This window comes from Rhizobium leguminosarum, assembly GCF_010668065.1.
GTDB classification, from domain to species: domain Bacteria; phylum Pseudomonadota; class Alphaproteobacteria; order Rhizobiales; family Rhizobiaceae; genus Rhizobium; species Rhizobium leguminosarum_S.
On record NZ_WUEN01000005.1, the window covers coordinates 545,289 to 569,227 of the forward strand.

The 23,939-nt window shown below is 61.6% G+C and carries 21 protein-coding genes; 16 read left to right on the forward strand and 5 right to left on the reverse strand.

All coding sequences use genetic code 11. From position 1 onward, the window contains the following. Positions 1–181 precede the first annotated feature (181 nt). Positions 182–2,899, reverse strand: a complete 2,718-nt coding sequence (secA, locus tag GR198_RS17890) for a preprotein translocase subunit SecA (protein ID WP_164069337.1) — start codon at positions 2,897–2,899, stop codon at positions 182–184. 246 nt (positions 2,900–3,145) lie between these two features. Between secA and GR198_RS17895 the strand changes: the two genes are divergently transcribed. Further along, positions 3,146–4,027, forward strand: a complete 882-nt coding sequence (locus tag GR198_RS17895) for a peptidylprolyl isomerase (protein WP_011653690.1) — start codon at positions 3,146–3,148, stop codon at positions 4,025–4,027. An 86-nt stretch (positions 4,028–4,113) separates the two neighbouring features. Here GR198_RS17895 and GR198_RS17900 read toward each other — a convergent pair whose 3' ends face one another. After that, positions 4,114–4,326, reverse strand: coding sequence for a hypothetical protein (locus tag GR198_RS17900; protein WP_245279624.1), 213 nt, complete (start codon positions 4,324–4,326; stop codon positions 4,114–4,116). Here GR198_RS17900 and argJ point away from each other — a divergent pair. The 5 genes from argJ (at position 4,256) to GR198_RS17925 (ending at position 7,380) form a co-directional block, all read left to right on the forward strand. Further along, entirely contained in the window at positions 4,256–5,497 is a 1,242-nt protein-coding gene (gene argJ / locus GR198_RS17905; RefSeq protein WP_164069338.1) for a bifunctional glutamate N-acetyltransferase/amino-acid acetyltransferase ArgJ, read from the forward strand. The two genes, GR198_RS17900 and argJ, sit on opposite strands and share 71 nt — an antisense overlap. Next, complete coding sequence (locus tag GR198_RS17910) at positions 5,478–6,284, forward strand: GNAT family N-acetyltransferase (RefSeq protein ID WP_029871118.1); 807 nt, start codon at positions 5,478–5,480, stop codon at positions 6,282–6,284. The genes argJ and GR198_RS17910 overlap by 20 nt, the downstream gene beginning before the upstream one ends. Beyond that, entirely contained in the window at positions 6,281–6,694 is a 414-nt protein-coding gene (gene mutT / locus GR198_RS17915) for an 8-oxo-dGTP diphosphatase MutT (protein WP_011653687.1), read from the forward strand. The genes GR198_RS17910 and mutT overlap by 4 nt, the downstream gene beginning before the upstream one ends. Positions 6,695–6,820: 126 nt before the next feature. Continuing rightward, entirely contained in the window at positions 6,821–7,138 is a 318-nt protein-coding gene (locus GR198_RS17920; RefSeq protein WP_029871119.1) for a hypothetical protein, read from the forward strand. A gap of 74 nt (positions 7,139–7,212) precedes the next feature. Beyond that, positions 7,213–7,380 (forward strand): Flp family type IVb pilin, encoded by a 168-nt coding sequence (locus GR198_RS17925; RefSeq protein WP_026158900.1) that lies wholly within the window; start codon positions 7,213–7,215, stop codon positions 7,378–7,380. 15 nt (positions 7,381–7,395) lie between these two features. Here the strand turns inward: GR198_RS17925 and GR198_RS17930 are convergent, their stop codons facing one another. Then, entirely contained in the window at positions 7,396–8,280 is an 885-nt protein-coding gene (locus tag GR198_RS17930; protein WP_029871120.1) for a methyltransferase domain-containing protein, read from the reverse strand. 77 nt (positions 8,281–8,357) lie between these two features. On the opposite strand from GR198_RS17930, the gene GR198_RS17935 reads away from it, so the two are divergent. The 4 genes from GR198_RS17935 to GR198_RS17950 are packed head-to-tail and all read left to right on the forward strand — an operon-like array spanning position 8,358 to position 10,716. Continuing rightward, positions 8,358–9,134 (forward strand): ComF family protein, encoded by a 777-nt coding sequence (locus GR198_RS17935; RefSeq protein ID WP_029871121.1) that lies wholly within the window; start codon positions 8,358–8,360, stop codon positions 9,132–9,134. 31 nt (positions 9,135–9,165) lie between these two features. Next, entirely contained in the window at positions 9,166–9,423 is a 258-nt protein-coding gene (gene grxC / locus GR198_RS17940) for a glutaredoxin 3 (protein ID WP_029871122.1), read from the forward strand. A gap of 10 nt (positions 9,424–9,433) precedes the next feature. Then, positions 9,434–10,291, forward strand: coding sequence for a carbon-nitrogen hydrolase family protein (locus tag GR198_RS17945; RefSeq protein WP_029871123.1), 858 nt, complete (start codon positions 9,434–9,436; stop codon positions 10,289–10,291). After that, positions 10,288–10,716: a DUF1178 family protein gene (locus GR198_RS17950; RefSeq protein WP_011653681.1), complete on the forward strand. Its 429-nt coding sequence runs from the start codon at positions 10,288–10,290 to the stop codon at positions 10,714–10,716. The genes GR198_RS17945 and GR198_RS17950 overlap by 4 nt, the downstream gene beginning before the upstream one ends. 82 nt (positions 10,717–10,798) lie before the next feature. Here the strand turns inward: GR198_RS17950 and ubiG are convergent, their stop codons facing one another. After that, positions 10,799–11,545: a bifunctional 2-polyprenyl-6-hydroxyphenol methylase/3-demethylubiquinol 3-O-methyltransferase UbiG gene (gene ubiG / locus GR198_RS17955; protein WP_029871124.1), complete on the reverse strand. Its 747-nt coding sequence runs from the start codon at positions 11,543–11,545 to the stop codon at positions 10,799–10,801. A gap of 298 nt (positions 11,546–11,843) precedes the next feature. Here ubiG and GR198_RS17960 point away from each other — a divergent pair, with 298 nt between their 5' ends. From GR198_RS17960 to clpB, 6 genes are all read left to right on the forward strand, one after another. After that, positions 11,844–13,118, forward strand: coding sequence for an aspartate kinase (locus GR198_RS17960; protein ID WP_011653679.1), 1,275 nt, complete (start codon positions 11,844–11,846; stop codon positions 13,116–13,118). 88 nt (positions 13,119–13,206) lie between these two features. Then, positions 13,207–15,474 carry a phosphoenolpyruvate--protein phosphotransferase gene (gene ptsP, locus GR198_RS17965; protein WP_029871125.1) on the forward strand — a complete coding sequence of 756 codons (2,268 nt, stop codon included), beginning with the start codon at positions 13,207–13,209 and terminating at the stop codon, positions 15,472–15,474. 30 nt (positions 15,475–15,504) lie between these two features. Further along, the gene (gene prfA, locus GR198_RS17970; protein WP_028734613.1) at positions 15,505–16,584 is read left to right on the forward strand and encodes a peptide chain release factor 1; all 1,080 of its coding nucleotides are present in this window, start codon (positions 15,505–15,507) and stop codon (positions 16,582–16,584) included. Next, a complete protein-coding gene (prmC, locus tag GR198_RS17975; protein WP_164069339.1) occupies positions 16,581–17,441 on the forward strand; it encodes a peptide chain release factor N(5)-glutamine methyltransferase in 861 nt (286 codons plus the stop codon). Before prfA ends, prmC begins: the two co-directional genes overlap by 4 nt. Before the next feature lie 342 nt (positions 17,442–17,783). Beyond that, positions 17,784–18,551, forward strand: a complete 768-nt coding sequence (locus GR198_RS17980; protein WP_029871128.1) for a DUF4167 domain-containing protein — start codon at positions 17,784–17,786, stop codon at positions 18,549–18,551. 251 nt (positions 18,552–18,802) lie between these two features. Further along, a complete protein-coding gene (gene clpB, locus GR198_RS17985) occupies positions 18,803–21,403 on the forward strand; it encodes an ATP-dependent chaperone ClpB (protein ID WP_029871129.1) in 2,601 nt (866 codons plus the stop codon). A gap of 98 nt (positions 21,404–21,501) precedes the next feature. Here clpB and GR198_RS17990 read toward each other — a convergent pair whose 3' ends face one another. After that, positions 21,502–23,442, reverse strand: coding sequence for a M23 family metallopeptidase (locus GR198_RS17990; protein WP_029871130.1), 1,941 nt, complete (start codon positions 23,440–23,442; stop codon positions 21,502–21,504). Between the last annotated feature and the right edge of the window lie 497 nt (positions 23,443–23,939).

Consider the following 23,939-nt stretch of genomic DNA (forward strand, 5'->3'; position numbering starts at 1 on the left):
GATGAACACGCAAAACTCTGAGGTCAGGCAAATCGCCCCTGAAGTCTTGACAGAACAGGGTTAAGAAACGGTTCCGGATCGGGTCTGCCGCCCGACGCTGAAATTCCGGCTCTCCGGCGTTGCCGCAGAAAAGAAAATGCCGCCCGGAGGCGGCATTTTCGCGGATCTTTGCGGGCTTGCCTCAGACCTGTTCGAAGGCGCCGTGGCAGTGCTTGTATTTCTTGCCGGAGCCGCAAGGGCAGGTCTCGTTGCGGCCGACCTTGCCCCAGGTGGCCGGGTCATCCGGGTTGCGGTTTTCAGGAGAAACGATGACTTCCGACGCCTGGTAGATCGCCGGGGCGAAATCGTCCTCGCCGGTCGTCGGATCCAGGTGATGGGCCTGCATCAGCGGCGGTTCGGGCTCGGCAGGGGCCTGCTGCACCAGTTCGACGCGCATCAACTGGGCGGTGACGGCCTCGCGCAGATTGTTGAGCAGCGCCGTGAAGAGCTCGAAGGCCTCCGACTTGTATTCCTGCAGCGGATCGCGCTGGGCATAGCCGCGGAAGCCGATGACGGAGCGCAGATGGTCGAGGTTGACGATGTGCTCACGCCAGAGATGATCGAGCGTCTGCATGACGATCGAGCGTTCGACATAATGCATGATGTCGTCGCCGAAACGCTCGGCCTTTTCCGTGAAGGCCGCATTGGCGGCTTCCGTCAGCCGCTCGCGGATGTCGTCTTCGCCGATGCCTTCTTCCTTCACCCAGTCCTCGACCGGCAGGTCGAGATTGAGGATGTTCAAAGCGCCGGTCTTCAGGCCGGCGGCATCCCATTGTTCGGCATAGGCGCGCTCGGGGATATGCTTTTCGACCATGTCCTCGATCACCTCACGGCGCATGTCGGAAACGGTCTCGGAAATATTGGTCGATTGCATCAGTTCGAGGCGCTGCTCGAAGACCACCTTGCGCTGATCGTTAAGAACGTCGTCATACTTCAGGAGGTTCTTGCGAATGTCGAAGTTGCGAGCTTCGACCTTCTTCTGGGCGCGCTCCAGGGCCTTGTTGATCCAGGGATGGACGATCGCCTCGCCCTCCTTGAGGCCGAGCTTGGTCAGCATGCTGTCCATGCGGTCGGAGCCGAAGATGCGCATCAGGTCGTCCTGAAGCGAGAGGTAGAACTTCGAGCGGCCGGGGTCGCCCTGACGGCCGGAGCGGCCGCGCAGCTGGTTGTCGATGCGGCGGCTTTCATGGCGTTCGGTGGCGATGACGTAGAGGCCGCCGGCGTCGAGCGCCTTCTGCTTGAGTTCCTTGATCTCCTCGATGATCGCCTGGATCCGGGCGTCACGCTCCGGACCGGCTTCGACTTCGCCGAGCTCGCGCTCGATGCGCATGTCGAGGTTGCCGCCGAGCTGGATGTCGGTGCCGCGGCCGGCCATGTTGGTGGCGATGGTGATGGCACCCGGCACGCCGGCCTGGGCGACGATATAGGCTTCCTGCTCGTGGTAGCGGGCGTTCAGCACCTTGAAGTCGTCGAAGCCCTGCTTGCGCAGGCGCTCGGCGAGCAGTTCCGATTTCTCGATCGAGGTGGTGCCGACCAGCACCGGCTGGCCGCGCTTGTGGGCGTCGAGGATCTCCTCGATGATCGCCTTGAACTTCTCGTCGAAGGTCCGGTAGACCTCGTCGTCCTCGTCGAGGCGCTTGATCGGCAGGTTGGTCGGGACCTCGATCACATCGAGATTGTAGATATTGGCGAATTCTTCCGCTTCCGTCTGCGCCGTACCGGTCATGCCGGCGAGCTTCTCGTACATGCGGAAGTAGTTCTGGAAGGTGATGGAGGCCAGCGTCTGGTTTTCCGGCTGGATCTGCACCTTTTCCTTGGCTTCGAGCGCCTGGTGCTGGCCTTCCGAATAGCGGCGGCCCGGCATCATGCGGCCGGTGAACTCGTCGATGATGACGACTTCGTCGTTGCGGACGATATAGTCCTTGTCGCGCTGGAAGAGCTTGTGGGCCTTCAGCGCGTTATTGACGTGGTGGACAATCGCAACATTCTCGATGTCGTAGAGCGCGTTGCCCTTCAGGAGGCCGGCCTGGCGGAGCAGGTTTTCCAGCTTCTCGGTGCCCTCTTCGGAGAAGTTGGCGGAGCGCTGCTTCTCGTCGATCTCGTAGTCGCTGGGCACCAGCAGCGGAATGTAGGCGTCGATCGTATTATAGAGTTCGGAGCGGTCGTCGAGCGGACCGGAGATGATCAGCGGCGTGCGCGCCTCATCGACGAGGATCGAGTCCACTTCGTCGACGATGGCGAAGTTGTGGCCGCGCTGAACCATCTGGTTCTTCTCGTACTTCATGTTATCGCGCAGATAATCGAAGCCGAGTTCGTTGTTGGTGGCGTAGGTGATGTCACAGGCATAGGCCGCGTGGCGTTCCTCGTCGGAAAGGCCGTGGACGATGACGCCGGTGGTCATGCCGAGGAAGCCGTAGACGCGGCCCATGGTGGCGGCATCGCGCTGGGCGAGGTAATCGTTGACGGTGACGACGTGCACGCCCTTGCCGGAAAGCGCGTTCAGGTAGACCGGCAGGGTGGCGACGAGGGTCTTGCCTTCGCCGGTCTTCATCTCGGCGATCGCATTCGAATGCAGGATCATGCCGCCGACCAGCTGTACGTCAAAAGGTCGCAGGCCAAGAACGCGGCGCGAGGCTTCGCGCACGACGGCAAAGGCCGGGATCAGAATGTCGTCGAGCGTCTTGCCCTCAGCGAGCAGGGCGCGAAACTCCACGGTCTTTGCCGCGAGCTGCTCGTCCGTCAGGGCCTTCGTCTTCTCTTCGATAGAGTTGATGGCAGTGACGTTCGGCTGGTAGGACCGCACGCGGCGGTCGTTGGAAGACCCAAATAACTTGCGGGCTATACCGCCAAAGCTGACCATATGACTGGCCCTTTCTCAATATTCATCCCCGGCGTTTCTTGTTCGCGGCCCAGCCGAAAATCAGGCGCGCGCCTTAAAACGCCCGGAAACTGTTCTGGACGCGAGGTTGCGTGACAGATAAGAGGGGGGTCGAATGATGTCAACGGATTTGGCGGATACAGAAAGGCCACAATCCGGTGTTGATGGCTATTTTGGGCTGGATTCAGGGGATGCTGAAACCGGCAATGTAACTGTGAAGGGTATTTCATGTTGAGCACCAACAAACTTGCCGTTCTGGCGTTTGCAACCTTTGTTGCGCTCCAGGCCCCGGCCTATGCCGATGACGCCGTCATCGCCAAGGTCGGCACCCTGGAGATCCACCAGTCGGAACTCGACCTGGCCGTCGCCAATCTCGATCCCCAGCTGGCGCAGCTTCCCGATGACCAGAAGAAGGTCGCAGCCCTTTCCGCCGCCATCGACGTGAAGCTGCTCGCCGCCGACGCTGCGGCCGAGAAGCTCGATCAGACCGACGAATTCAAGAAGCGCATGCAGTATCTCTCCGACCGCGAGCTTCACAATGCCTATTTCAAGAAGCATGTCGTCGACATCGTGACGCCGGACGAAGTTAAGGCCCGCTACGACAAGGAAGTCGCCGCCCTGCCGAAGCAGGAGGAAGTCCACGCCCGTCATATCCTCGTCAAGACCGAGGACGAAGCCAAGGACATCATCAAGCAGCTCGACGCCGGCAAGGATTTCGCCGAACTCGCCAAGGAAAAGTCCACCGATCCGAACAAGTCGGAAGGTGGCGATCTCGGTTATTTCTCGCGCGGCCGCATGGTCAAGGAATTCGAAGACGCAGCCTTCGCGCTTGAGAAGGGCACCTATTCCAAGACGCCGGTTAAGACCGATTTCGGCTTCCACGTCATCAAGGTCGAGGATAAGCGCGACGCTCCGCCGCCGCCGTTCGAGCAGGTGCAGGATCAGGTTCGTCAGCTCGTCATGCGCGACAAGTATCTTGAACTTCTGAACAAGGCGAAGGCGTCGGCCAAGATCGAGATCACGGACGAGACGCTGCGCAAGGGTTACGACCAGGCCAACAAGCAGCCGGAGCCGGGCAGCGAGCCGGTTGCCCCGGCGCCGCAGCAGTAATAATCGCATCAGGGCCCGGTTCTTCCGGGCCCTTCATTAGATCCGGATGACTTTGGGCCTAATCGACCTGAAATCTGAATCCGGATCTAAATCAAAAAGCAGAGCATGATGTCGTCCGAAAACAGCTGACACTTTTCGGCATCATGCTCCGGCATCGTTTGTTGTCGCATTTCCGGACGGCGAACCGGTTTCCATTTCGCCTGGAAATGCTCATTGGCAGGTCTCATCATGTCCGGTTCCGTCTCTCCGCTCGCTCCGAAATCCTTCGTCTCGATGCCACCGTTGCGCGGCGTGCGCATGGCGACGGCTTCCGCCGGCATCAAGTACAAGAACCGTACCGACGTGCTGATGATGGTCTTCGACAGACCGGCGACTGTTGCGGGCGTTTTTACCCGCTCGAAGTGCCCGTCGGCGCCGGTCGATTTCTGCCGGGCCAATCTCCCCCATGGCAGCGCCCGCGCCGTCGTCGTCAACTCAGGCAATGCCAATGCTTTCACCGGCCTGAAGGGCCGCCAGGCGACCGCGCTGACGGCGAAGTCGGCTGCCGCTGCCGTTGGCTGCGCCGAAAACGAGGTCTACCTGGCCTCGACCGGCGTCATCGGCGAGCCGCTCGATGCCACCAAATTCGCAGGCGTTCTGGATCGGATGCAGGTCGAAGCGACCGGCGATTTCTGGTTCGAGGCCGCCAAGGCGATCATGACGACCGACACCTATCCGAAGGTTTCGACCCGCAGCGCCGAGATCGGCGGCGTGGCCGTGACGATCAACGGTATCGCCAAGGGCGCCGGCATGATCGCGCCCGATATGGCGACGATGCTCTCCTTCGTCGTCACCGATGCCGACATTGCGCCTGCCGCGCTGCAAGCGCTTCTGTCCGACGGCGTCGGCCCGACCTTCAATTCCATGACCGTCGACAGCGACACTTCCACTTCCGACACACTGATGCTGTTTGCAACGGGCGCCGCAGCCGAGGACGGCCAGGCCCGCATCGAACGCGCCGACGACCCGCGGCTTGCCGCCTTCCGGGCCGCACTCAACGAAGTGCTGAAGGATCTGTCGCTGCAGGTGGTGCGGGACGGCGAGGGTGCCACCAAGATGCTCGAAATCACCGTGACGGGTGCCGAGAGCGATGCCGCCGCCAAGCGCATCGCGCTGTCGATCGCCAATTCGCCGCTGGTCAAGACCGCGGCCGCCGGCGAAGACGCCAATTGGGGCCGCATCGTCATGGCCGTCGGCAAATCCGGCGAGATGGCCGACCGCGACAGGCTCGCCATCTGGTTTGGCGATATCAGGGTCGCCGTCAATGGTGAGCGTGATCCCGATTATTCCGAGGTGGCCGCCTCAGACGTCATGAAGGCGCAAGATATCCCCGTCAAAGTCGATATCGGACTCGGTGCCGGCACGGCAACCGTCTGGACCTGCGACCTCACCAAGGAATATGTTGCGATCAATGGCGACTATCGGAGCTGATCGTTCATTGGCGCAGGCATCCATTTCCTCACACAATCTGCCGCTGGTGCGCAGGCTGGAGGCCGTCGGCTTTCGCGCCTGGCCGGCGGCATCCGTGCAATATGACGGCAGCTGGCAGGTGCGGCTGACGGCCGGTCACCCGTCCAACCGGCTGAACTCGATCGTGCCGCTCGATCCCTCGGATCATCGCGACGTCGAAATCCGCCTGGAAAAGGCGAGCCGGAAGTTCGAGGCCTATGGCCGCGCCGCCGTGGTCCGCCAGACGCCGCTTGCCTCGCCGGTGCTGATCGAACTTCTGCGCGCACAGAACTGGACACGCTTCGACGATACGGTGGTGATGACCTGCGACCTTGCCGAGGCGGAGCTGCCGGATACGCTCGATCACCTGCCGACCCATGATGTCGGCCGTTTCGTCGACGCCAACCTCGCCGTCGACCAGGCGCCACAGAGGCTGAAGCCGGCGCTTGCCGAAATCATTTCGGCGATCAAGCCGCCATCCGGCCTGTTCATGATCGAGAACGCGGTGGACGGCCCGCTTGCGACCGTGCTCTGCGTCCAGGACAACGACCTCGCCGGCATCATGTCGCTTTCGGTCTCCGAGGCGCGGCGGCGCGAAGGGCTCGGCATCGAAATTCTGACCTCGGCGCTTCGCTGGGCGCGCATGCGCAGCGCCCGTTCGGCCTGGCTGCAGGTGAAGCTGTCCAACCGCCCGGCCATCGCACTCTATGAGCGTCTCGGTTTTCGCGACGCCTATCATTATTGCTATTGGCAAAAGGAGCCGCGATGAGCGAGGCGGGCCGGAAGATATTGCTGGTCGCCGCCTGTGCGCTGATCGATGCCGACGGGCGTATCCTGTTGGCACAGCGCCCCGAGGGAAAGTCGCTCGCCGGGCTCTGGGAGTTTCCCGGCGGCAAGGTCGAGCCGGGTGAGACGCCGGAGGAAACGCTGGTGCGCGAGCTCGAGGAAGAGCTCGGCATCCACACCAAGATCGCCTGCCTCGCGCCGCTTACCTTTGCCAGCCACTCCTACGAGACCTTCCACCTTTTGATGCCGCTTTATATCTGCCGGCGCTATGAGGGCATTCCCCAGGGCCGCGAGGGCCAGGCGCTGAAATGGGTGCGCCCGCAGGCGCTGCGCGATTATCCGATGCCGCCGGCCGACGAGCCGCTCATCCCGATGTTGCAGGATTTACTTTAGCATTATCTGATTATTATTGTGCCACACCAATTTCGGCTGTGGATATTAATGGATCGTTTAACACCTTCTGCCAAAGATCGGCCTCAATCAAGCATCTGGCGTGCGTGTATTAAAAGGCTTGACGTCATGGACGATGATTTCTGGAAAGCTGTCCGGGAAAAGGAACGGGCTTCGTCTGCCTCGCGCAGGACGGGTGCGCTGAATATCGCCCTTCTGTTCGGCACGGCGGTGGTCGCGCTGACGCTTATCCTGACGCCAATGCTTGCGGATTCCTCGAAGAAAAGCGTCTTTGCCAGTGCTCCGGCGGATTTCGATACGATCACGACGGGATCGATCCCCAAGAGCGAAGGCGGCAAGCGTTATACGATCCGCCGCAGCGTCCTCCAGGATACACCCGGCTCAGTCTGCGTCGTTCAGGGCTACGGCGTCGGCGCCGGCTGCTGAAAAATACCGGCCGTCGCCCGATGGCCGTGGAATTGATCGTTTGCCGTTGGTTTCGCTCAGAGGGTCGCGAAATAATGCGTATTTTGAAAGCATTTCTTGCAGATAACAGAGGTGCGACGGCAATTGAGTATGGCTTGATCGCCGCCCTCATTTGTGGCGCGCTCGTCTCCGGTCTCGGGGTCTTCACCGGCGCCTTGCAAGGCGTCTTCAACGTGATCAACAACAATATGACGGTGAATTGAAGAAGCCGCTGGCCCTCACTGCTTGAGCTTGTGTTCGTCCACCTTCAGTGCATCGGCAAGGCGCGCCTTGGCCGAACCCGGCTTGAGCGGCTTTTGCTGGCTCTCGTGGGCAGCCCATCCCGAGACATAGATGATCGAGAAGGTCGCGCGGATGCGTCCGTCTGGATCGGCATAGCGTTCGGCGTAGATCTCCGCTGCGCGCAGGAAGAAAGCGCGCGTCAGCGGCATCCGACCGCGGGCTGCAAGCGGATTGCTCATGCCCATCGCTCTCAGATCCCGCATCAGCGGAAAGAGCGAATCATAGCGCACCGTATAATTCTCCGCATCGATCACCGGCAGCGTGAAGCCGGCGCGCTGCATGAGGCTGCCGACATCGCGCACATCGGCGAAGGGAATGACACGCGGGCTTGCGCCGCCTGTCATCTCGACCTCGGCGGCCAGCAGCACGTCACGCAGTTCCTGCAACGTGCCGGCGCCGGGGATCGCGGCCAGGAACAAGCCGTCCGGCTTCAGGGCGCGGCGGATCTGGATGAAGACACCCGGCGTATCGTTGGTCAGATGCAGGCTGAGCGGCGCAAGGATGAGATTGGCCGATTGCGGTTCGAGCGGCACGTCCTCGAGTGGCGCCTCGATCAAGGTTTCGTCCGGCCCGGCATAGGCCTTCTCGCTTTCGACGCGGATCATCGTGCCGATCTTGCCCGTTGCCAGCGCGGCCCGGGCGGCAGCACCGGTCGCGCCATGCAGTTCGACGGCGGTCCCGAAGGTCCGCTCGACGACGGAAAGCCTTTCGCCCATTTCCTCAGCGGCGATGTCGAGCAGGAAGGCGGCTTTCGGATCGTTGTTGGCAAGCGCGCGATGGCGATGTGCGGCGATCAGGGCTCTGTCGAAGATCGTTTCCATGGCGATGTCCTTAGTCCCGCGCCGCCTGTGCGGCAAGACGATTTTCCTTTCGCTAAGAACACGCTAGTCTCTGCGGCATGGGCCTGATCAACATCGAAAAACCGTCAGAGTTCTTGCGGACACATCTCTTGCGGCCGTTTTCGGCGCTTGCTGATTTCTTTTATCCACCCGCCTGCTCGGTCTGCGGCATTTCCACCGGCGGCCATCGCGGGCTCTGCGCGAAATGCTGGTCCGGTATCCGCTTCATCGAACGACCCTATTGCGAGGTGCTCGGCGTTCCCTTCTCGCATGATCTCGGCGCCGGCATCCTCAGCGCCGAGGCGATCGCCAACCCGCCGCCCTTCGACCGGCTGCGGTCGGCTGCGACCCACGACCATGCGGTCCGCGATCTCGTCCATGGGCTCAAATATCGCGATCGCACCGATCTGGCGCCGATGATGGCCGCCTGGATGCTGCGCGCTTCCGACGGGACGGTCGAAAGCTGCGATGCGCTGATCCCGGTGCCGCTGCACCGTAGCCGTATGCTGGCGCGCAAGTTCAATCAGGCAGCCGAGCTTGCCCGCCATATGGCAAGGCTCTCGGGCAAGCCGCTGCTGGCCGCCACGCTTATACGCGTCAAGCGCACCAGCCAGCAGGTCGGCCTGGGCGCCAAGGCGCGCGAAGACAATGTCAGGGGCGCTTTTGCAATCACCAGGGGTTGCGAAAACGACATTTTCGGCAAGCGCATCGTCCTTATCGACGACGTCTATACAACAGGGGCGACGGTCGCTGCGGCAAGCCGGACACTGCGCAAGGCGGGTGCGGCCGACATAACGGTTTTGACCTTTGCAAGGGCTCTCTCCGAGCCTATATGACAGAAATACCCGGCATCGGTCTGGAGAGATTATGGTACCCGTCACAATCTATACACGGCAGTTCTGCGGCTATTGCACCCGCGCCAAGTCCCTTCTCGAAGAAAAGGGTGTCGAATATGTCGAGCACGACGCGACCTTTTCGCCGGATCTTCGCCAGGAGATGATCGGCAAGGCGAACGGGCGTACCACTTTTCCGCAGATCTTCATCGGCGCCGATCATGTCGGCGGTTGCGACGATCTCTTTGCGCTCGATCGGGCCGGCAAGCTCGACCCGATGCTTGCAGCCTGAGGAAGAACCGATGAGCTTCAAGGCCGCCGCCGTCCAGATGTGCTCCGGGGTCGATCCGGTGAAGAATGCCGCCGCCATGGCGCGGCTTGTGCGCGAGGCCGCTGGCCAGGGCGCGACCTATGTGCAGACGCCCGAGATGACCGGCATGCTGCAGCGCGACCGTACAGCGGCACGCGCCGTGCTTGCCGACGAGGCGCATGATATCATCGTCAAGACCGGCTCAGAGCTCGCTAGGGAACTCGGCATCCACATGCATGTCGGTTCGACGGCGATCGCCCTTGCCGACGGCAAGATCGCCAATCGCGGTTTCCTCTTCGGTCCCGACGGCAGGATTCTCAATCGCTACGACAAAATCCATATGTTCGACGTCGACCTCGACAATGGCGAGAGCTGGCGTGAAAGTGCCGCCTATACGGCTGGCTCGGAGGCCCGCGTCCTGTCGCTGCCCTTTGCCGAAATGGGCTTTGCGATCTGCTATGACGTGCGGTTTCCCGCCCTCTTCCGCGCCCAGGCCATGGCCGGCGCCGAGGTGATGACAGTTCCCGCCGCCTTCACCAAGCAGACCGGCGAGGCGCACTGGGAGATCCTGCTCAGGGCACGCGCGATCGAGAACGGGGTTTTCGTCATCGCCGCCGCGCAGGCCGGCCGGCACGAGGATGGGCGAGAGACTTTCGGCCATTCGATGATCATCGATCCCTGGGGCACGGTGCTGGCGTCGGCCGGTGCCACCGGTGAGGCGGTCATCGTCGCCGAGATCGATCCGAGTGCGGTCAAGGCCGCGCATGACAAGATCCCGAACCTGAGGAATGGGCGGGAATTCTCGGTCGAGAAGATTGCAGGGGCAATCGCCGGAGGCGTCGCCGCTTGATCCGCTATTCCCTCACCTGTGACAATGCCCATGAATTCGAAGGTTGGTTTTCGGAAAGCGCCGATTTCGATCGTCAGGTCGAAACCGGTTTTCTGACCTGCCCGGTCTGTCATTCCGCCGCCATTTCCAAGCTGTTGATGGCGCCGTCGGTATCGACCGCGCGTGGGAAAGACAAGATGCAGACGCTGGCGATGGATGCCATGCGCCGCGAGGCCCTGCAAAAACTCAAGGAGGCCGTTGCGGCGGTCAAGGCCAATTCCGAGGACGTCGGCACGCAGTTTCCCGAGGAAGCCCGCAAGATCCATTACGGCGAGGCGGATGCCCGCGGCATCATCGGCCAGGCGACGGTCGATGAGGCGCAGGCGCTCTTGGAAGAGGGCATCGAGATCGCAGCCATTCCCGTCTTGCCGGAAGACGTGAACTGACATGAAGTTCACGCCGCTTGCTGTCGATGATTTCGGCCTGCGTATCGCGCTGAAAATCTAGCCGGCTTATTGATGGCGGCAGCTATGCCGGCCGCTTTGCCAGCAGCATATAATTTACGTCCATATCCTTGGACAGGTTCCACTGGTTCGACAGCGGATTGAAGAAGACGCCGGTGCGGTCGGTGATCTCAAGGCCGCTCGCCACCAGCGGCTTCTCCAGTTCTTCAGGGCGTACCAGCTTTTCATACTGATGCGTGCCGCGCGGCAGCCAGCGTAGAATGTTCTCGGCGGCGAAGATGGCAAGCGCTGCCGCCTTCACCGTGCGGTTGATGGTGGCAACGAAGATCAGGCCGCCGGGGCGGACCATTTGTGCGCAGGTCGTCATGAAGAATTCGACATCGGCGACATGTTCCACCACCTCCATGTTCAACACGATATCGAAGGTCTCGCCGGCCTCAGTAAGTTCCTCGGCGGTGACGGCGCGATAGTCGACCGAAACGCCGGAGGCCTTCGCATGGGTGGAGGCGATGCCGATATTCTTCTCGGACGGATCGGCGCCGACGACGGAAGCGCCCATGCGGGCGACAGGTTCGGACAGCAGACCGCCGCCGCAGCCGATATCGAGCACGCGCAGGCCTTCGAGCGGGCGCGCGCTTTTTGGATCACGGCTAAAATTCTCGCAGGCCTTGTCGCGGATATAGGCGAGCCGGACGGGATTGAACTTGTGCAGTGGTTTGAACTTGCCGGTCGGGCTCCACCATTCCGCCGCCATCGCCGAGAAGCGGTCCACTTCGCCCTGGTCGATCGTGCTTTTGGCGGTTTCCGTCATCGTCCACTCCTTCATTCGTGACATGTGAAGTCGGATGATCGGGGGCATAAGTCAAGGGGCGCGGATTAGGGGATTGGCGAGTGCGGAACCGCTCGCCAATAGCTTTTATCGCGTGCGCTTGCCTCCCCCCGCCAAACTCGCTAAGAGACGCCGCAACTTGGGGCCTTTGGGGCCTGGGCTTTTAGAGCGGTTCCGGAAGTTGGGAATCCGGCTCTCTGGCCCAAGCGGTCTGCCCCAGAGCTTTCGTGATGCCGGGTCCGGTTTTCCGCTTTCCCGGCGCCAGTCGTGGTAGAGGCATATGGCACGCATCGTAATGAAATTCGGCGGCACGTCCGTCGCGGACCTGGACCGCATCAAGAATGTTGCCCGCCACGTAAAACGCGAAGTCGATGCGGGGCACGAGGTCGCGGTGGTGGTGTCGGCCATGTCCGGCAAGACCAATGAACTGGTCGGCTGGGTCCAGGGCACGCCGAAGGTGATCGGCGCCAATTCTCCGTTTTACGATGCGCGGGAATATGACGCCGTGGTCGCATCCGGCGAGCAGGTGACATCCGGGCTGCTGGCGATCGCATTGCAGGCGATGGATATCAATGCGCGTTCCTGGCAGGGATGGCAGATCCCGATCCGCACCGACAATGCGCATGGCGCGGCCCGGATCATGGAGATCGACGGTTCCGACATCGTCAAGCGGATGGGCGAGGGCCAGGTCGCCGTCATCTCAGGCTTCCAGGGGTTGGGACCCGACAACCGGATCGCGACGCTCGGACGCGGCGGATCGGACACTTCGGCCGTCGCAATCGCGGCAGCTGTCAAGGCAGACCGCTGCGATATCTATACCGATGTCGACGGCGTCTACACGACCGACCCGCGCATTGTGCCGAAGGCGCGCAGGCTGAAAAAGATAGCCTTCGAGGAAATGCTGGAAATGGCCTCGCTCGGCGCCAAGGTACTGCAGGTGCGCTCGGTCGAGCTTGCCATGGTACACAAGGTGCGCACCTTCGTGCGCTCATCATTTGAAGATCCCGATGCTCCGGGCATGGGCGATCTGCTGAACCCGCCCGGAACGCTGATTTGTGACGAGGATGAAATCGTGGAACAGGAAGTAGTCACCGGCATCGCCTATGCCAAGGATGAGGCTCAGATCTCGCTTCGCCGTCTTGCCGACCGGCCGGGCGTCTCTGCGGCGATCTTCGGGCCGCTCGCCGAATCCCATATTAATGTCGACATGATCGTCCAGAATATTTCCGAGGACGGGTCGAAGACCGACATGACCTTCACCGTACCGTCAGGCGACGTCGAGAAGGCAATCAAGGTGCTCGGCGACCATAAGGAGAAGATCGGCTACGATGTCGTGCAGAACGAATCGGGGCTGGTGAAAGTATCGGTCATCGGCATCGGCATGCGCAGCCATGCGGGCGTTGCCGCTACCGCATTTCGTGCACTTGCCGAAAAAGGCATCAACATCAAGGCGATCACCACCTCCGAGATCAAGATTTCCATCCTGATCGACGGTCCCTATGCAGAACTCGCTGTCAGGACTTTGCATTCCTGCTACGGTCTGGATAAGAATTGATTCCCAGCGGGCGGCCTGCCCCTTCAGGTTGAGGAGATGAGGCCGGCCCGCCGGGACTAAGTGCGTTGTTTCGGGAGCTTGAGACGCCATGAGAGACCTTTCCGGCGGTCCGCGCGTGCTGCTCAGGCGGCTGCGCGAGTTGATGGCGGAGCCGCTGGAGCCGCAGGAGCGTCTTGACCGGATCGTTCGCCAGATCGCCGGCAACATGGTGGCGGAGGTTTGTTCCGTCTATGTGCTGCGCGCCGACGGCGTACTCGAACTTTATGCGACCGAAGGCCTCAACCGCGAGGCCGTGCACCTGGCGCAATTGAAGATGGGGCAGGGCCTGGTCGGCACCATCGCGGCCTCGGCCCAGCCGCTCAACCTTTCCGACGCGCAGTCGCACCCTGCCTTCCGCTACCTGCCGGAAACGGGCGAAGAAATCTACCATTCCTTCCTCGGCGTGCCGATCCTCAGGACCGGGCGCTCGCTTGGCGTTCTCGTCGTGCAGAACAAGGCGAGCCGCAACTATCGCGAGGAAGAGCTGGAAGCGCTCGAGACGACGGCGATGGTGCTTGCCGAGATGATCGCCACCGGCGAGCTCAAGAAGATCACCAAGCCGGGCCTCGAACTCGACCTGACGCGTTCGGTCACCGTCGACGGCGATACTTATAATGACGGTATCGGCCTCGGTTACGTGGTGCTCCACGAGCCGCGCATCGTCGTCACCAATCTGCTGAACGAGGATGCCGAGAAGGAAATCCGGCGGCTGGCCGAAGCCATGGGCTCGCTCAGGATTTCGATCGACGACATGCTGTCGCGTCGCGACGTGTCGATGGAGGGCGAACACCGCGAGGTGCTCGAAACCTACCGCATGTTCGCGCACGACCAGGGCTGGGTGCGCAAGCTCGAAGAGGCGATCCGCAACGGCCTGACGGCGGAAGCAGCAGTCGAGAAAGTGCAGAGCGACACCAAGGCGCGGATGATGCGGTTGACCGACCCTTATCTGCGCGAACGCATGCACGATTTCGAGGATCTGGCGAACCGTCTGCTCAGACAGTTGACCGGTTATACCGGCCGGACGACCGGCGAAGGTTTCCCCAGCGATGCGATCGTCCTGGCGCGCGCCATGGGAGCGGCCGAACTGCTCGATTATCCGCGTGCCAATGTGCGCGGGCTGGTGCTGGAAGAAGGGGCGGTAACGAGCCATGTGGTGATCGTTGCGCGGGCCATGGGCATTCCGGTCATCGGTCAGGCGGCGGGCGTGGTGGCGCTCGCCGAGAACGGCGATGCTGTGATCATCGATGCCGACGAGGGACATGTGCATCTGCGGCCGATGGCCGATCACCGGCGCTCCTACGAGGAAAAGGTTCGCTTCCGCGCCAGACGGCAGGAGCAGTTCCGGGCGCTGCGCGCCGTCGAGCCGGTGACCAAGGATGGGCAGCGGATCGCGCTGATGATGAATGCCGGCCTGCTGGTCGACCTGCCGCAGCTTTCGGAATCGGGTGCCGAGGGCATCGGCCTGTTCCGCACCGAGCTGCAGTTCATGATCGCCTCCACCATGCCGAAGGCGGAGGAGCAGGAGCAGTTCTATCGCAATGTGATAAAACAGGCGGCGGGCCGCACCGTCACCTTCCGTACGCTCGATATCGGCGGCGACAAGGTGGTGCCGTATTTCCGTGGCCATGAGGAAGAAAATCCCGCACTCGGCTGGCGCGCCATCCGGTTGTCGCTCGACCGGCCGGGGCTGTTGCGCACCCAGTTGCGCGCCCTGCTGAAGGCATCGGCCGACACCGAGCTGAAGCTGATGGTGCCGATGGTGACCGAGGTTTCCGAGCTGAAGATGGTGCGCGAGCTCTTACAGAAGGAAGTGCAGCACCTCTCGCGTTTCGGCCACGGGCTGCCGCGCAAGCTGCAATTCGGCGCGATGCTGGAAGTGCCTGCCCTGCTTTGGCAGCTCGACGAGCTGATGGAGGCGGTCGATTTCGTCTCGGTCGGTTCGAACGATCTCTTCCAGTTCTCGATGGCGGTCGATCGCGGCAATGCGCGGGTCTCCGACCGCTTCGATCCGCTCGGCAAGCCGTTCTTGCGCATCCTGCGTGATATCGTACGCGGGGCGGACAGGAACAAGACGCCGGTGACGCTCTGCGGCGAACTCGCCAGCAAACCGATCTCGGCGATGGCGCTGCTCGGCATCGGCTTCCGATCGATCTCGATGTCGCCGGCCTCGATCGGACCGGTGAAGGCGATGCTGCTCGGGCTCGATGTCGGGGCGCTGACGAAGGCGATGGACGAGGTGCTGGACGATCACCACGCCTTGATGCCGATGCGCGAGGTGCTTGCCCGCTTCGCCGAGAGCCACAATATTCCCCTTTAGACAGAGATTTAAGAAGAATCGGAGTGAAGGGTGGCGAAGCTTCCCGTTGAAAAGATGCGCGAGCTGGAACGTCGTTTCGGCGAGATCGAGGCGCGCATGTCGGCTGGCCCGGCTGCCGATGTCTATGTGAAGCTCGCATCCGAATATTCCGAGCTGCAGCCTGTCGTGACGAAGATCCGCGTCTATGAGAAGGCGGTCGCCGAGCTTGCCGATCTCGAAACGCTGCTCGAGGACAGGTCGGTCGACCGCGAGATGCGCGACCTCGCCGAGCTGGAACTGCCCGAGGTGAAGGAGCAGATCGAGGTGCTGGAACAGGAGATGCAGATCCTGCTTCTGCCGAAGGACGCAGCCGACGAAAAGAGCGCGATCCTCGAAATCCGCGCCGGCACGGGCGGCTCGGAAGCGGCCCTTTTCGCCGGCGATCTCTTTCGTATGTACGAGCGCTTTGCAGCGGAAAAGGGCTGGAAGGTGGAGGTGCTCTCGGCGAGCGAGGGCGAAGCCGGCGGCTACAAGGAAATCATCGCGACGATCACCGGCAGGGGCGTCTTTGCCAAGCTGAAATTCGAATCCGGCGTGCATCGCGTGCAACGTGTGCCGGAAACCGAGGCGGGCGGGCGTATCCATACGTCGGCCGCAACGGTTGCGGTGCTGCCGGAGGCCGAGGAGATCGACATCGAGATCCGGGCTGAAGATATCCGCATCGACACGATGCGCTCTTCGGGTGCGGGCGGCCAGCACGTCAATACGACGGACTCGGCGGTGCGCATCACCCACCTGCCGAGCGGCATCGTCGTCACCAGTTCGGAAAAATCGCAACACCAAAATCGCGCCAAGGCGATGCAGGTGCTGCGCTCCAGGCTCTACGATGCCGAGCGTCAGAGGGCCGATAGCGAGCGCTCTGCCGATCGCAAAAGCCAGGTCGGCTCCGGCGACCGCTCCGAACGTATCCGCACCTATAATTTCCCGCAGGGGCGGGTGACGGACCATCGCATCAATCTGACGCTCTATAAGCTCGACCGGATGATGGAAGGCGAGATCGAGGAGGTCGTCGACGCACTGATGGCTGATTACCAGGCCAGCCAGCTGGCGCAGCTCGGCGAGCAACAATGAGCTCGACGGTCGCCGATATGCTTGCCGAAGCGCGCCGCCGCTTCACCGAAGCAGGTATCGTCGACCCGGCGACCGATGCGCGGCTGCTTGTCGCGGGCCTTCTGAAACTGTCGCCGACCGAGCTGTTGACGCGATCGGCCGAGCGTCTTTCTCCTGAGCAGGCCGAAGTGACTTTCAAGGCGCTGGAGCGGCGGGTCGGTCACGAGCCGGTGCATCGCATTCTCGGCGAGCGGGAATTCTACGGCCTGCCGCTTCGGCTCTCGGCGGAAACGCTGGAACCGCGGCCGGATACGGAAATCCTGGTCGATACGGTTCTCGTCTATCTCAAGGACCTTGCAAAGGCGCAAAACCGTCTCCATATCCTTGACATGGGAACCGGGACCGGGGCGATATGCCTTGCGCTTTTGAGCGAATGTCCTGATGCGTCAGGTGTCGGCAGCGACATATCGGCGGATGCACTTTTGACGGCAAGATCGAATGCAGAAAGAAACGGGTTGCAGGATCGTTTTGAGGCCGTACAGTCGAATTGGTTCGAGGACATCCAGGGATCCTTTCACGCGATTGTCTCAAATCCGCCCTATATTGCTTCCAATGTCATTCACGATCTCGCTCCCGAAGTGACCAAATTTGATCCGGCTGCGGCTCTGGATGGCGGCCCGGATGGGCTTGACGCTTACAAAGCCATAGCCAAGGATGCGGCAAGGTTCATCAGGCCCGATGGGTTCGTCGGACTGGAGATCGGCTACGATCAGCGAAACGACGTGACGGCGATCTTTGAAGCGAAAGGCTTCAGGTGCCTCAAATCCGTGAAAGATTATGGTCAGAACGACAGGGTGCTCGTGTTCGCGCTCGCGTGAAAGACGATAATGCGGCATTGGACGAGACATTATTGTTATTGCGAAGAAAAGGCTTGGATTTCCCGGTGAAGCAATATAGGTTGCGGTCACGTGTTGGGCAGATAGGAATGAACGAGATTCGTTCGGTACTTGGTTTGCCTCGGGGGTCCGCTCTTTTAAACGAGAGTTTCAACGGTTGAACACGACCCAATGCGTGAATCAGTCAAACTGACTTGAGAACCAAGCGGCAGGTCGGCGCAAAGGCGCAGTATGCTCGCGGCACAAAGGTCCTGATCCGGTTTTCCGGTCATGGCGGTTGGTGCCATGTATCCATCACAAACAGAGAATTCAGGTGAACGATCTATGAGGCCAGGACAGCAGAACAAGCGCGGTCGAGGGCGTGGTAACAATAATAACGGCGGCGGTGGCGGCGGTGGAAATAACAATAACAACAATTTCAACCGTAAGGGCGGCAATCCGCTAACCCGGACCTATGACAGTTCCGGCCCCGATGTGAAGATTCGCGGTACTGCGCAGCATATCGCCGAAAAATACGCGCAGCTCGCCCGAGACGCCCAAAGCTCCGGCGACCGCGTGATTGCCGAGAACTATCTCCAGCACGCCGAACATTATAATCGCATCATTGCCAGCGCCCAGGCGCAGATGCAGGAACGCTTCCAGCGCGACGACCGCGGCGAGTACAATGATCGCGACGGTGCGGACCGCGACGGCGACGATATGGACAACAATGAGAATGACAATGACAATGACGGCGACGATGTCGTTATCGTCCAGCCGCCGCAGAGCAGGCCGCACCAGCCGCAGCAGAGCAGACAGCACCAGCCGCAGGCACAGCCGAAGCCGGTAGCCGCTCAGGCGCCTGCACCAGCACCTCAGTCCGAGGTCATCGATGGAACCGGCCCTCAGCCGGAGATCGAAGGCATTCCGGCCGAAGTCGCCATGGACGAGGAAGGTGCCGGCGGCCAGCCGCGCGAACGCCAGCCCCGCCGCCGCAGCACCGGCAGCCGTCCCCGGCGCCCGCGTCGCGGTGCTGAGGGCGAAGAAGCCGCCGCTGAAGGCGAGGGTGCCTCTGCCGAGGCGCCAGTGCTGGCTGACGTCGCATCGGAATGAGGATTTCGCTTTCCCTTCAGGGACAGCGTGACGTTCATGCCATCTACTCGAATTAGCTTGAAAATCCCCGGCCTTGTGCCGGGGATTTTCATTTTATGGGCTCTTTAAACTCACAGAACAGGCTACCATATTCTCCTCGAACTGCTTCGCCCGAATCCCTTACGGGCCAAGCGCGGCCTGCCTTTTCAGGGGGTCGATCTCAATCATCGGTCTGCGCCTCGTCAGGGCAGGGCGATCCATGGAGGTAGAATATGAATATCGAGAAATATTCGGAGCGGGTGCGCGGTTTCATCCAGTCCGCCCAGACCTATGCGCTGGCGCAGGGTCACCAGCAATTTACGCCGGAACATGTGCTGAAAGTCCTGCTCGACGACGATCAGGGCATGGCGGCGTCGCTGATCGACCGCGCCGGCGGCGATGCCAAGGCCGCCCGCCTTGCTAATGACGCGGCTCTCGCCAAATTGCCGAAGATCTCCGGCGGCAACGGCAATATCTATCTGGCACAACCACTCGCCAAGGTGCTTTCGACTGCCGAAGAAGCGGCGAAGAAGGCCGGCGACAGCTTCGTCACGGTGGAACGCCTACTGCAGGCGCTGGCGATCGAATCCTCGGCCTCGACCTTTTCGACGCTGAAGAACGCAGGCGTGACGGCCCAGGGCCTGAACCAGGTGATCAACGACATCCGCAAGGGTCGGACGGCGGATTCCTCCAACGCCGAGCAGGGTTTCGACTCGCTGAAAAAGTTCGCACGCGATCTCACTGCCGAAGCCCGCGAGGGCAAGCTCGACCCGGTGATCGGCCGCGACGACGAAATCCGCCGCACCATCCAGGTGCTTTCGCGCCGTACCAAGAACAATCCAGTGCTGATCGGCGAACCCGGCGTCGGCAAGACGGCGATCGTCGAGGGCCTGGCGCTGCGCATCGTCAATGGTGACGTGCCGGAATCGCTCAAGGACAAGAAGCTGATGGCGCTCGACATGGGCGCGCTGATCGCCGGTGCGAAATACCGCGGCGAATTCGAGGAACGGCTGAAGGCCGTGCTCAATGAAGTCCAGGCGGAAAACGGCGAGATCATCCTGTTCATCGACGAGATGCACACGCTGGTCGGCGCCGGCAAGGCGGATGGGGCGATGGATGCCTCCAACCTGCTGAAGCCGGCCCTTGCCCGCGGTGAGCTGCATTGCGTCGGCGCGACCACGCTCGACGAATACCGCAAACATGTCGAGAAGGATCCGGCCCTTGCCCGCCGCTTCCAGCCCGTCGTCGTCGACGAACCGACGGTCGAAGACACGATCTCGATCCTGCGCGGCCTGAAGGAAAAATACGAGCAGCATCACAAGGTGCGCATCGCCGATGCAGCGCTGGTGGCGGCGGCGACGCTTTCCAACCGCTATATCACCGACCGTTTCCTGCCCGACAAGGCGATCGACCTGATGGACGAGGCGGCGGCGCGGTTGCGCATGCAGGTTGATTCCAAGCCGGAAGAGCTCGACGAACTCGACCGTCGCATCATGCAGCTGAAGATCGAACGCGAAGCGCTGAAAAAGGAAACGGACGTCGCGTCCGCCGACCGTCTGAAGCGGCTGGAAACCGAAGTGACCGATCTCGAGGAGCAGGCCGATGCGCTGACGGCCCGCTGGCAGTCGGAAAAGCAGAAGCTCGGCCTTGCCGCCGATCTCAAGAAGCAGCTCGACGATGCCCGCAATGAACTGGCGATCGCCCAGCGCAAAGGCGAATTCCAGCGTGCCGGCGAGCTGACCTACGGTGTCATTCCGGACCTTGAAAAGCAGCTCGTCGACGCCGAGAAGCAGGATGGCGACCGCGGCGCGATGGTGCAGGAGGTGGTCATCCCCGATAACATCGCCCATGTCGTGTCCCGCTGGACCGGCATTCCGGTAGACAGGATGCTGGAGGGCGAACGCGACAAGCTGCTTCGGATGGAAGACGAGCTGGCGAAATCGGTGATCGGGCAGGGTGATGCGGTTCAGGCCGTGTCGCGCGCCGTTCGCCGCGCGCGTGCCGGCCTGCAGGATCCGAACCGGCCGATCGGCTCGTTCATCTTCCTCGGCCCGACCGGCGTCGGCAAGACGGAGCTCACCAAGGCGCTCGCCCGCTTCCTCTTCGACGACGAAACGGCGATGGTGCGCATGGACATGTCGGAATATATGGAGAAGCACTCCGTTGCCCGGCTGATCGGAGCACCTCCCGGCTATGTCGGCTATGACGAAGGCGGAGCGTTGACGGAAGCCGTGCGCCGCCGGCCCTATCAGGTCGTGCTGTTCGACGAGATCGAAAAGGCGCATCCCGACGTCTTCAACATCCTGCTGCAGGTGCTGGACGACGGACGCCTGACGGACGGCCAGGGCCGGACGGTTGATTTCCGCAACACGATGATCATCATGACCTCGAACCTCGGCGCCGAATATCTGACGCAACTGAGGGACGGCGACGACAGCGACACGGTTCGCGAGCAGGTGATGGAGGTCGTGCGCGGGCATTTCCGGCCGGAATTCCTGAACCGCATCGACGAGATCATCCTCTTCCATCGCCTGAAGCGCGAGGAGATGGGTGCGATCGTCGATATCCAGCTGAAGCGGCTGGTGGTTCTGCTGGCCGAGCGCAAGATCGTCATCGATCTCGACGAGGAAGCCCGCCACTGGCTGGCGAACAAGGGTTACGATCCGGTCTACGGCGCAAGGCCGTTGAAGCGGGTGATCCAGAAGTTCGTGCAGGATCCGCTGGCCGAGCAGATCCTGTCCGGCCAGGTGCCGGATGGATCGACGGTGACGGTGACGAGCGGTTCGGACCGGTTGCAGTTCAGGACGAGGCAGACGGTGAGCGAAGCAGCGTAAATAGGTTTGCCGGATGAATGAGAAATGGCGGCTTTGGCCGCCATTTTTCGTTGGATAGTCGGGGCCGTCTGTTGGAGGGGAAGCAGCGTAGATGGACGCTACTTGCTCGCCACCTGGTCCGGCGTCTGGTTGTTGAGCAGCGTATCGATGCGTTTGCGCTCGTCTTCGAATTTCGCCAGCGCCTCGCCCTGCAGCGATTTGCCGCCCGGCAGGCGGATGCGCAGCGGATCGACCTTGGTGCCGTTGACGATCAGCTCGTAATGCAGGTGCGGGCCGGTGGATTCGCCCGTCGTGCCGACCCAGCCGATCACCTGGCCCTGGCGGATCTTGGCGCCGGGGACGACGCCCTTGGCGATGGCGCTCTGGTGATTGTAGGAGGATTCATAGCCGTTGGCATGGCGCACGATCGTCTGGTTGCCGTAACCGCCGGAATCCCAGCCGGCCTTTTCGACCGTGCCGTTGCCGGCGGCGATGATCGCCGTGCCGCGCGGTGCTGCCCAATCGACGCCGGTGTGCATGCGGGCGAAACCGAGGATCGGGTGGCGGCGCATGCCGAAGCCAGATTTGAAGATGCCGTTCGGAACCGGGTTGCGCAGCAGGAACTGGCGGATGCTCTTGCCGTTCTCGTCGAAATAATCGACCGTGCCGTCGTCGGGGTCCTGGAAACGGTAGAAGCGCGTCTGCGTATCGCCGAAACGAGCGTTGACATAGAGCAGTTCGGAATCCTCGGTCGCCTGACCGGCGCTGTCGGCGACGGAGAAGAAGGCTTCGAGACTGTCGGTCGGCCTCAGCTGCGCCTGGAAATCGACATTGCTGGCGAGCAGCTTGATGATCAGCGCCGTCATATCCTTGGTCATGCCGTAGGAAAGGGCAGCACGATAGATGCCGTCATAGACGCGCGGCAGGTTCTGGCCGGGCGGTGGTGCGAAGGAATTGTCATCGAAGGCGGTGGCGATGGCATCCAGCATCGGCGGCTCGCTGCCGGGCACGTACCTGCCCTTGTCGTCGACGGCCACGGTGACGAGATGGCGCGTGCCGCGATAGACGCTGGCTCGGATGATCTTTGCCTGTTCGCCCTTCTGAATGATGCCGATGCGCAGTACATCGCCCTTGTCGAGATCAGGAGAACCCAGTTGCTGCGCGATATAGCCGGCGATGCCATCGGCATATTGCTGCGGATAGCCTGAATCCGTTAGCGCTTTGGCGATCGGCGTGTCGACGCGCACCGGCAGGATGTCGTCGGCGAATTCTTCGGTCTGCGGCGTGATCGATTCCGATGCGGAGACCGTCATGTTCTGTTCGAGCACGCGGGCGGACAGACCGGCGGTCAGATCGACATCGGCGTCCTCGTTGGAGAAACGACGCGGATCGACATAATAAAGGGCTGCGAGCTGCGTGTTGCCGTCCGTCAGCACCGAGCCGTTGGAACGCACGTTCTCTTCGACCTCCTCGAGCGACAGGCCGGATGCCATCTGCATGCTGGTCTTGCCGGTCGGGAAGGGAATGGTCTTCAGGCTGACTTCGGATTCGACGTCGGATCCGTAAAGCGCACCTGTGCGGCTTTGCGGCGCGGGCTGCGGCTCGTCGGCGGAAAAGATCGCCAGGGGATCGAAGTCCGGATAATCTTCCGTCGCCACATGGTTGGCGGCCAGCGTCATCTTCACATGCGCGAAGGGCTGGCGGCGCACGACTTCCTTTTCGCCGTCGTGGACGACGGTCGAGACTTCCATGATGGCACGGTCGGACGGTTTTGCGGCGATGGCGGGCGCGATCAGCCGGCCACCGCGGACCACTGTCGTATCCTCATGGGCGTCTGCCGCAACACTTGCATAGGCTTCGGCGGGGATCGCCAATTGCTGGCGGCCATCAAGGGCGGCAAAAAGGGCGACTCCCATCAGGACGGACGATGTAATGCCGGTGAGGAACGTGCCCGAGAGCCAGCGCAAGGAAACTTCGCGCCGGTCGGGCGCGCGTCTGCCGTCGGCCAGAAGCGGAGGCTCGTTGCCCAACGAGCGGATCATCATTTTCTCCGTCATCATGGCAGTCGGGTCCGCGTCCTTACATCAGGCGTCTGTGGGAGCATGTATCGGCCATCCTGGCTGGGGCGAAAGATGTGCATATTTTGGGCATGGAAGTCAAATCACTCAGGAAAAGGCAGTCTGCCTGCATTTGCCTGTGTGAATCATGTGTCTCTTAAGACCAGCAGATTGTGATGATGTCGGGGCGTGGGAGACAAAACAGCGTTCTTTCCACGAAAAGTCGAAAGACGATCATCTTTCCTGGCCGTGTAAGGCCGGTCGGAATCCGGGAAACGAACGCATTCGCGTGCTGTCCGGAATTTTTCCTGTAAAAACAATGGCCTGAAAGAAAAATCAATTTTTTCGAAAAGCGCTGTTGACTGTTCTCCTGGGTTAGTTCTATAAGCCCACTCACTGAACGAGGGCGGCGGCGCTGCTGGCGACGAAGTCTTTCGTTCTAGTGAAACTCAAGCGGATTGGCGATTGCTGGTTTGTGTTCTGGGCGCGAGTTTGGAACG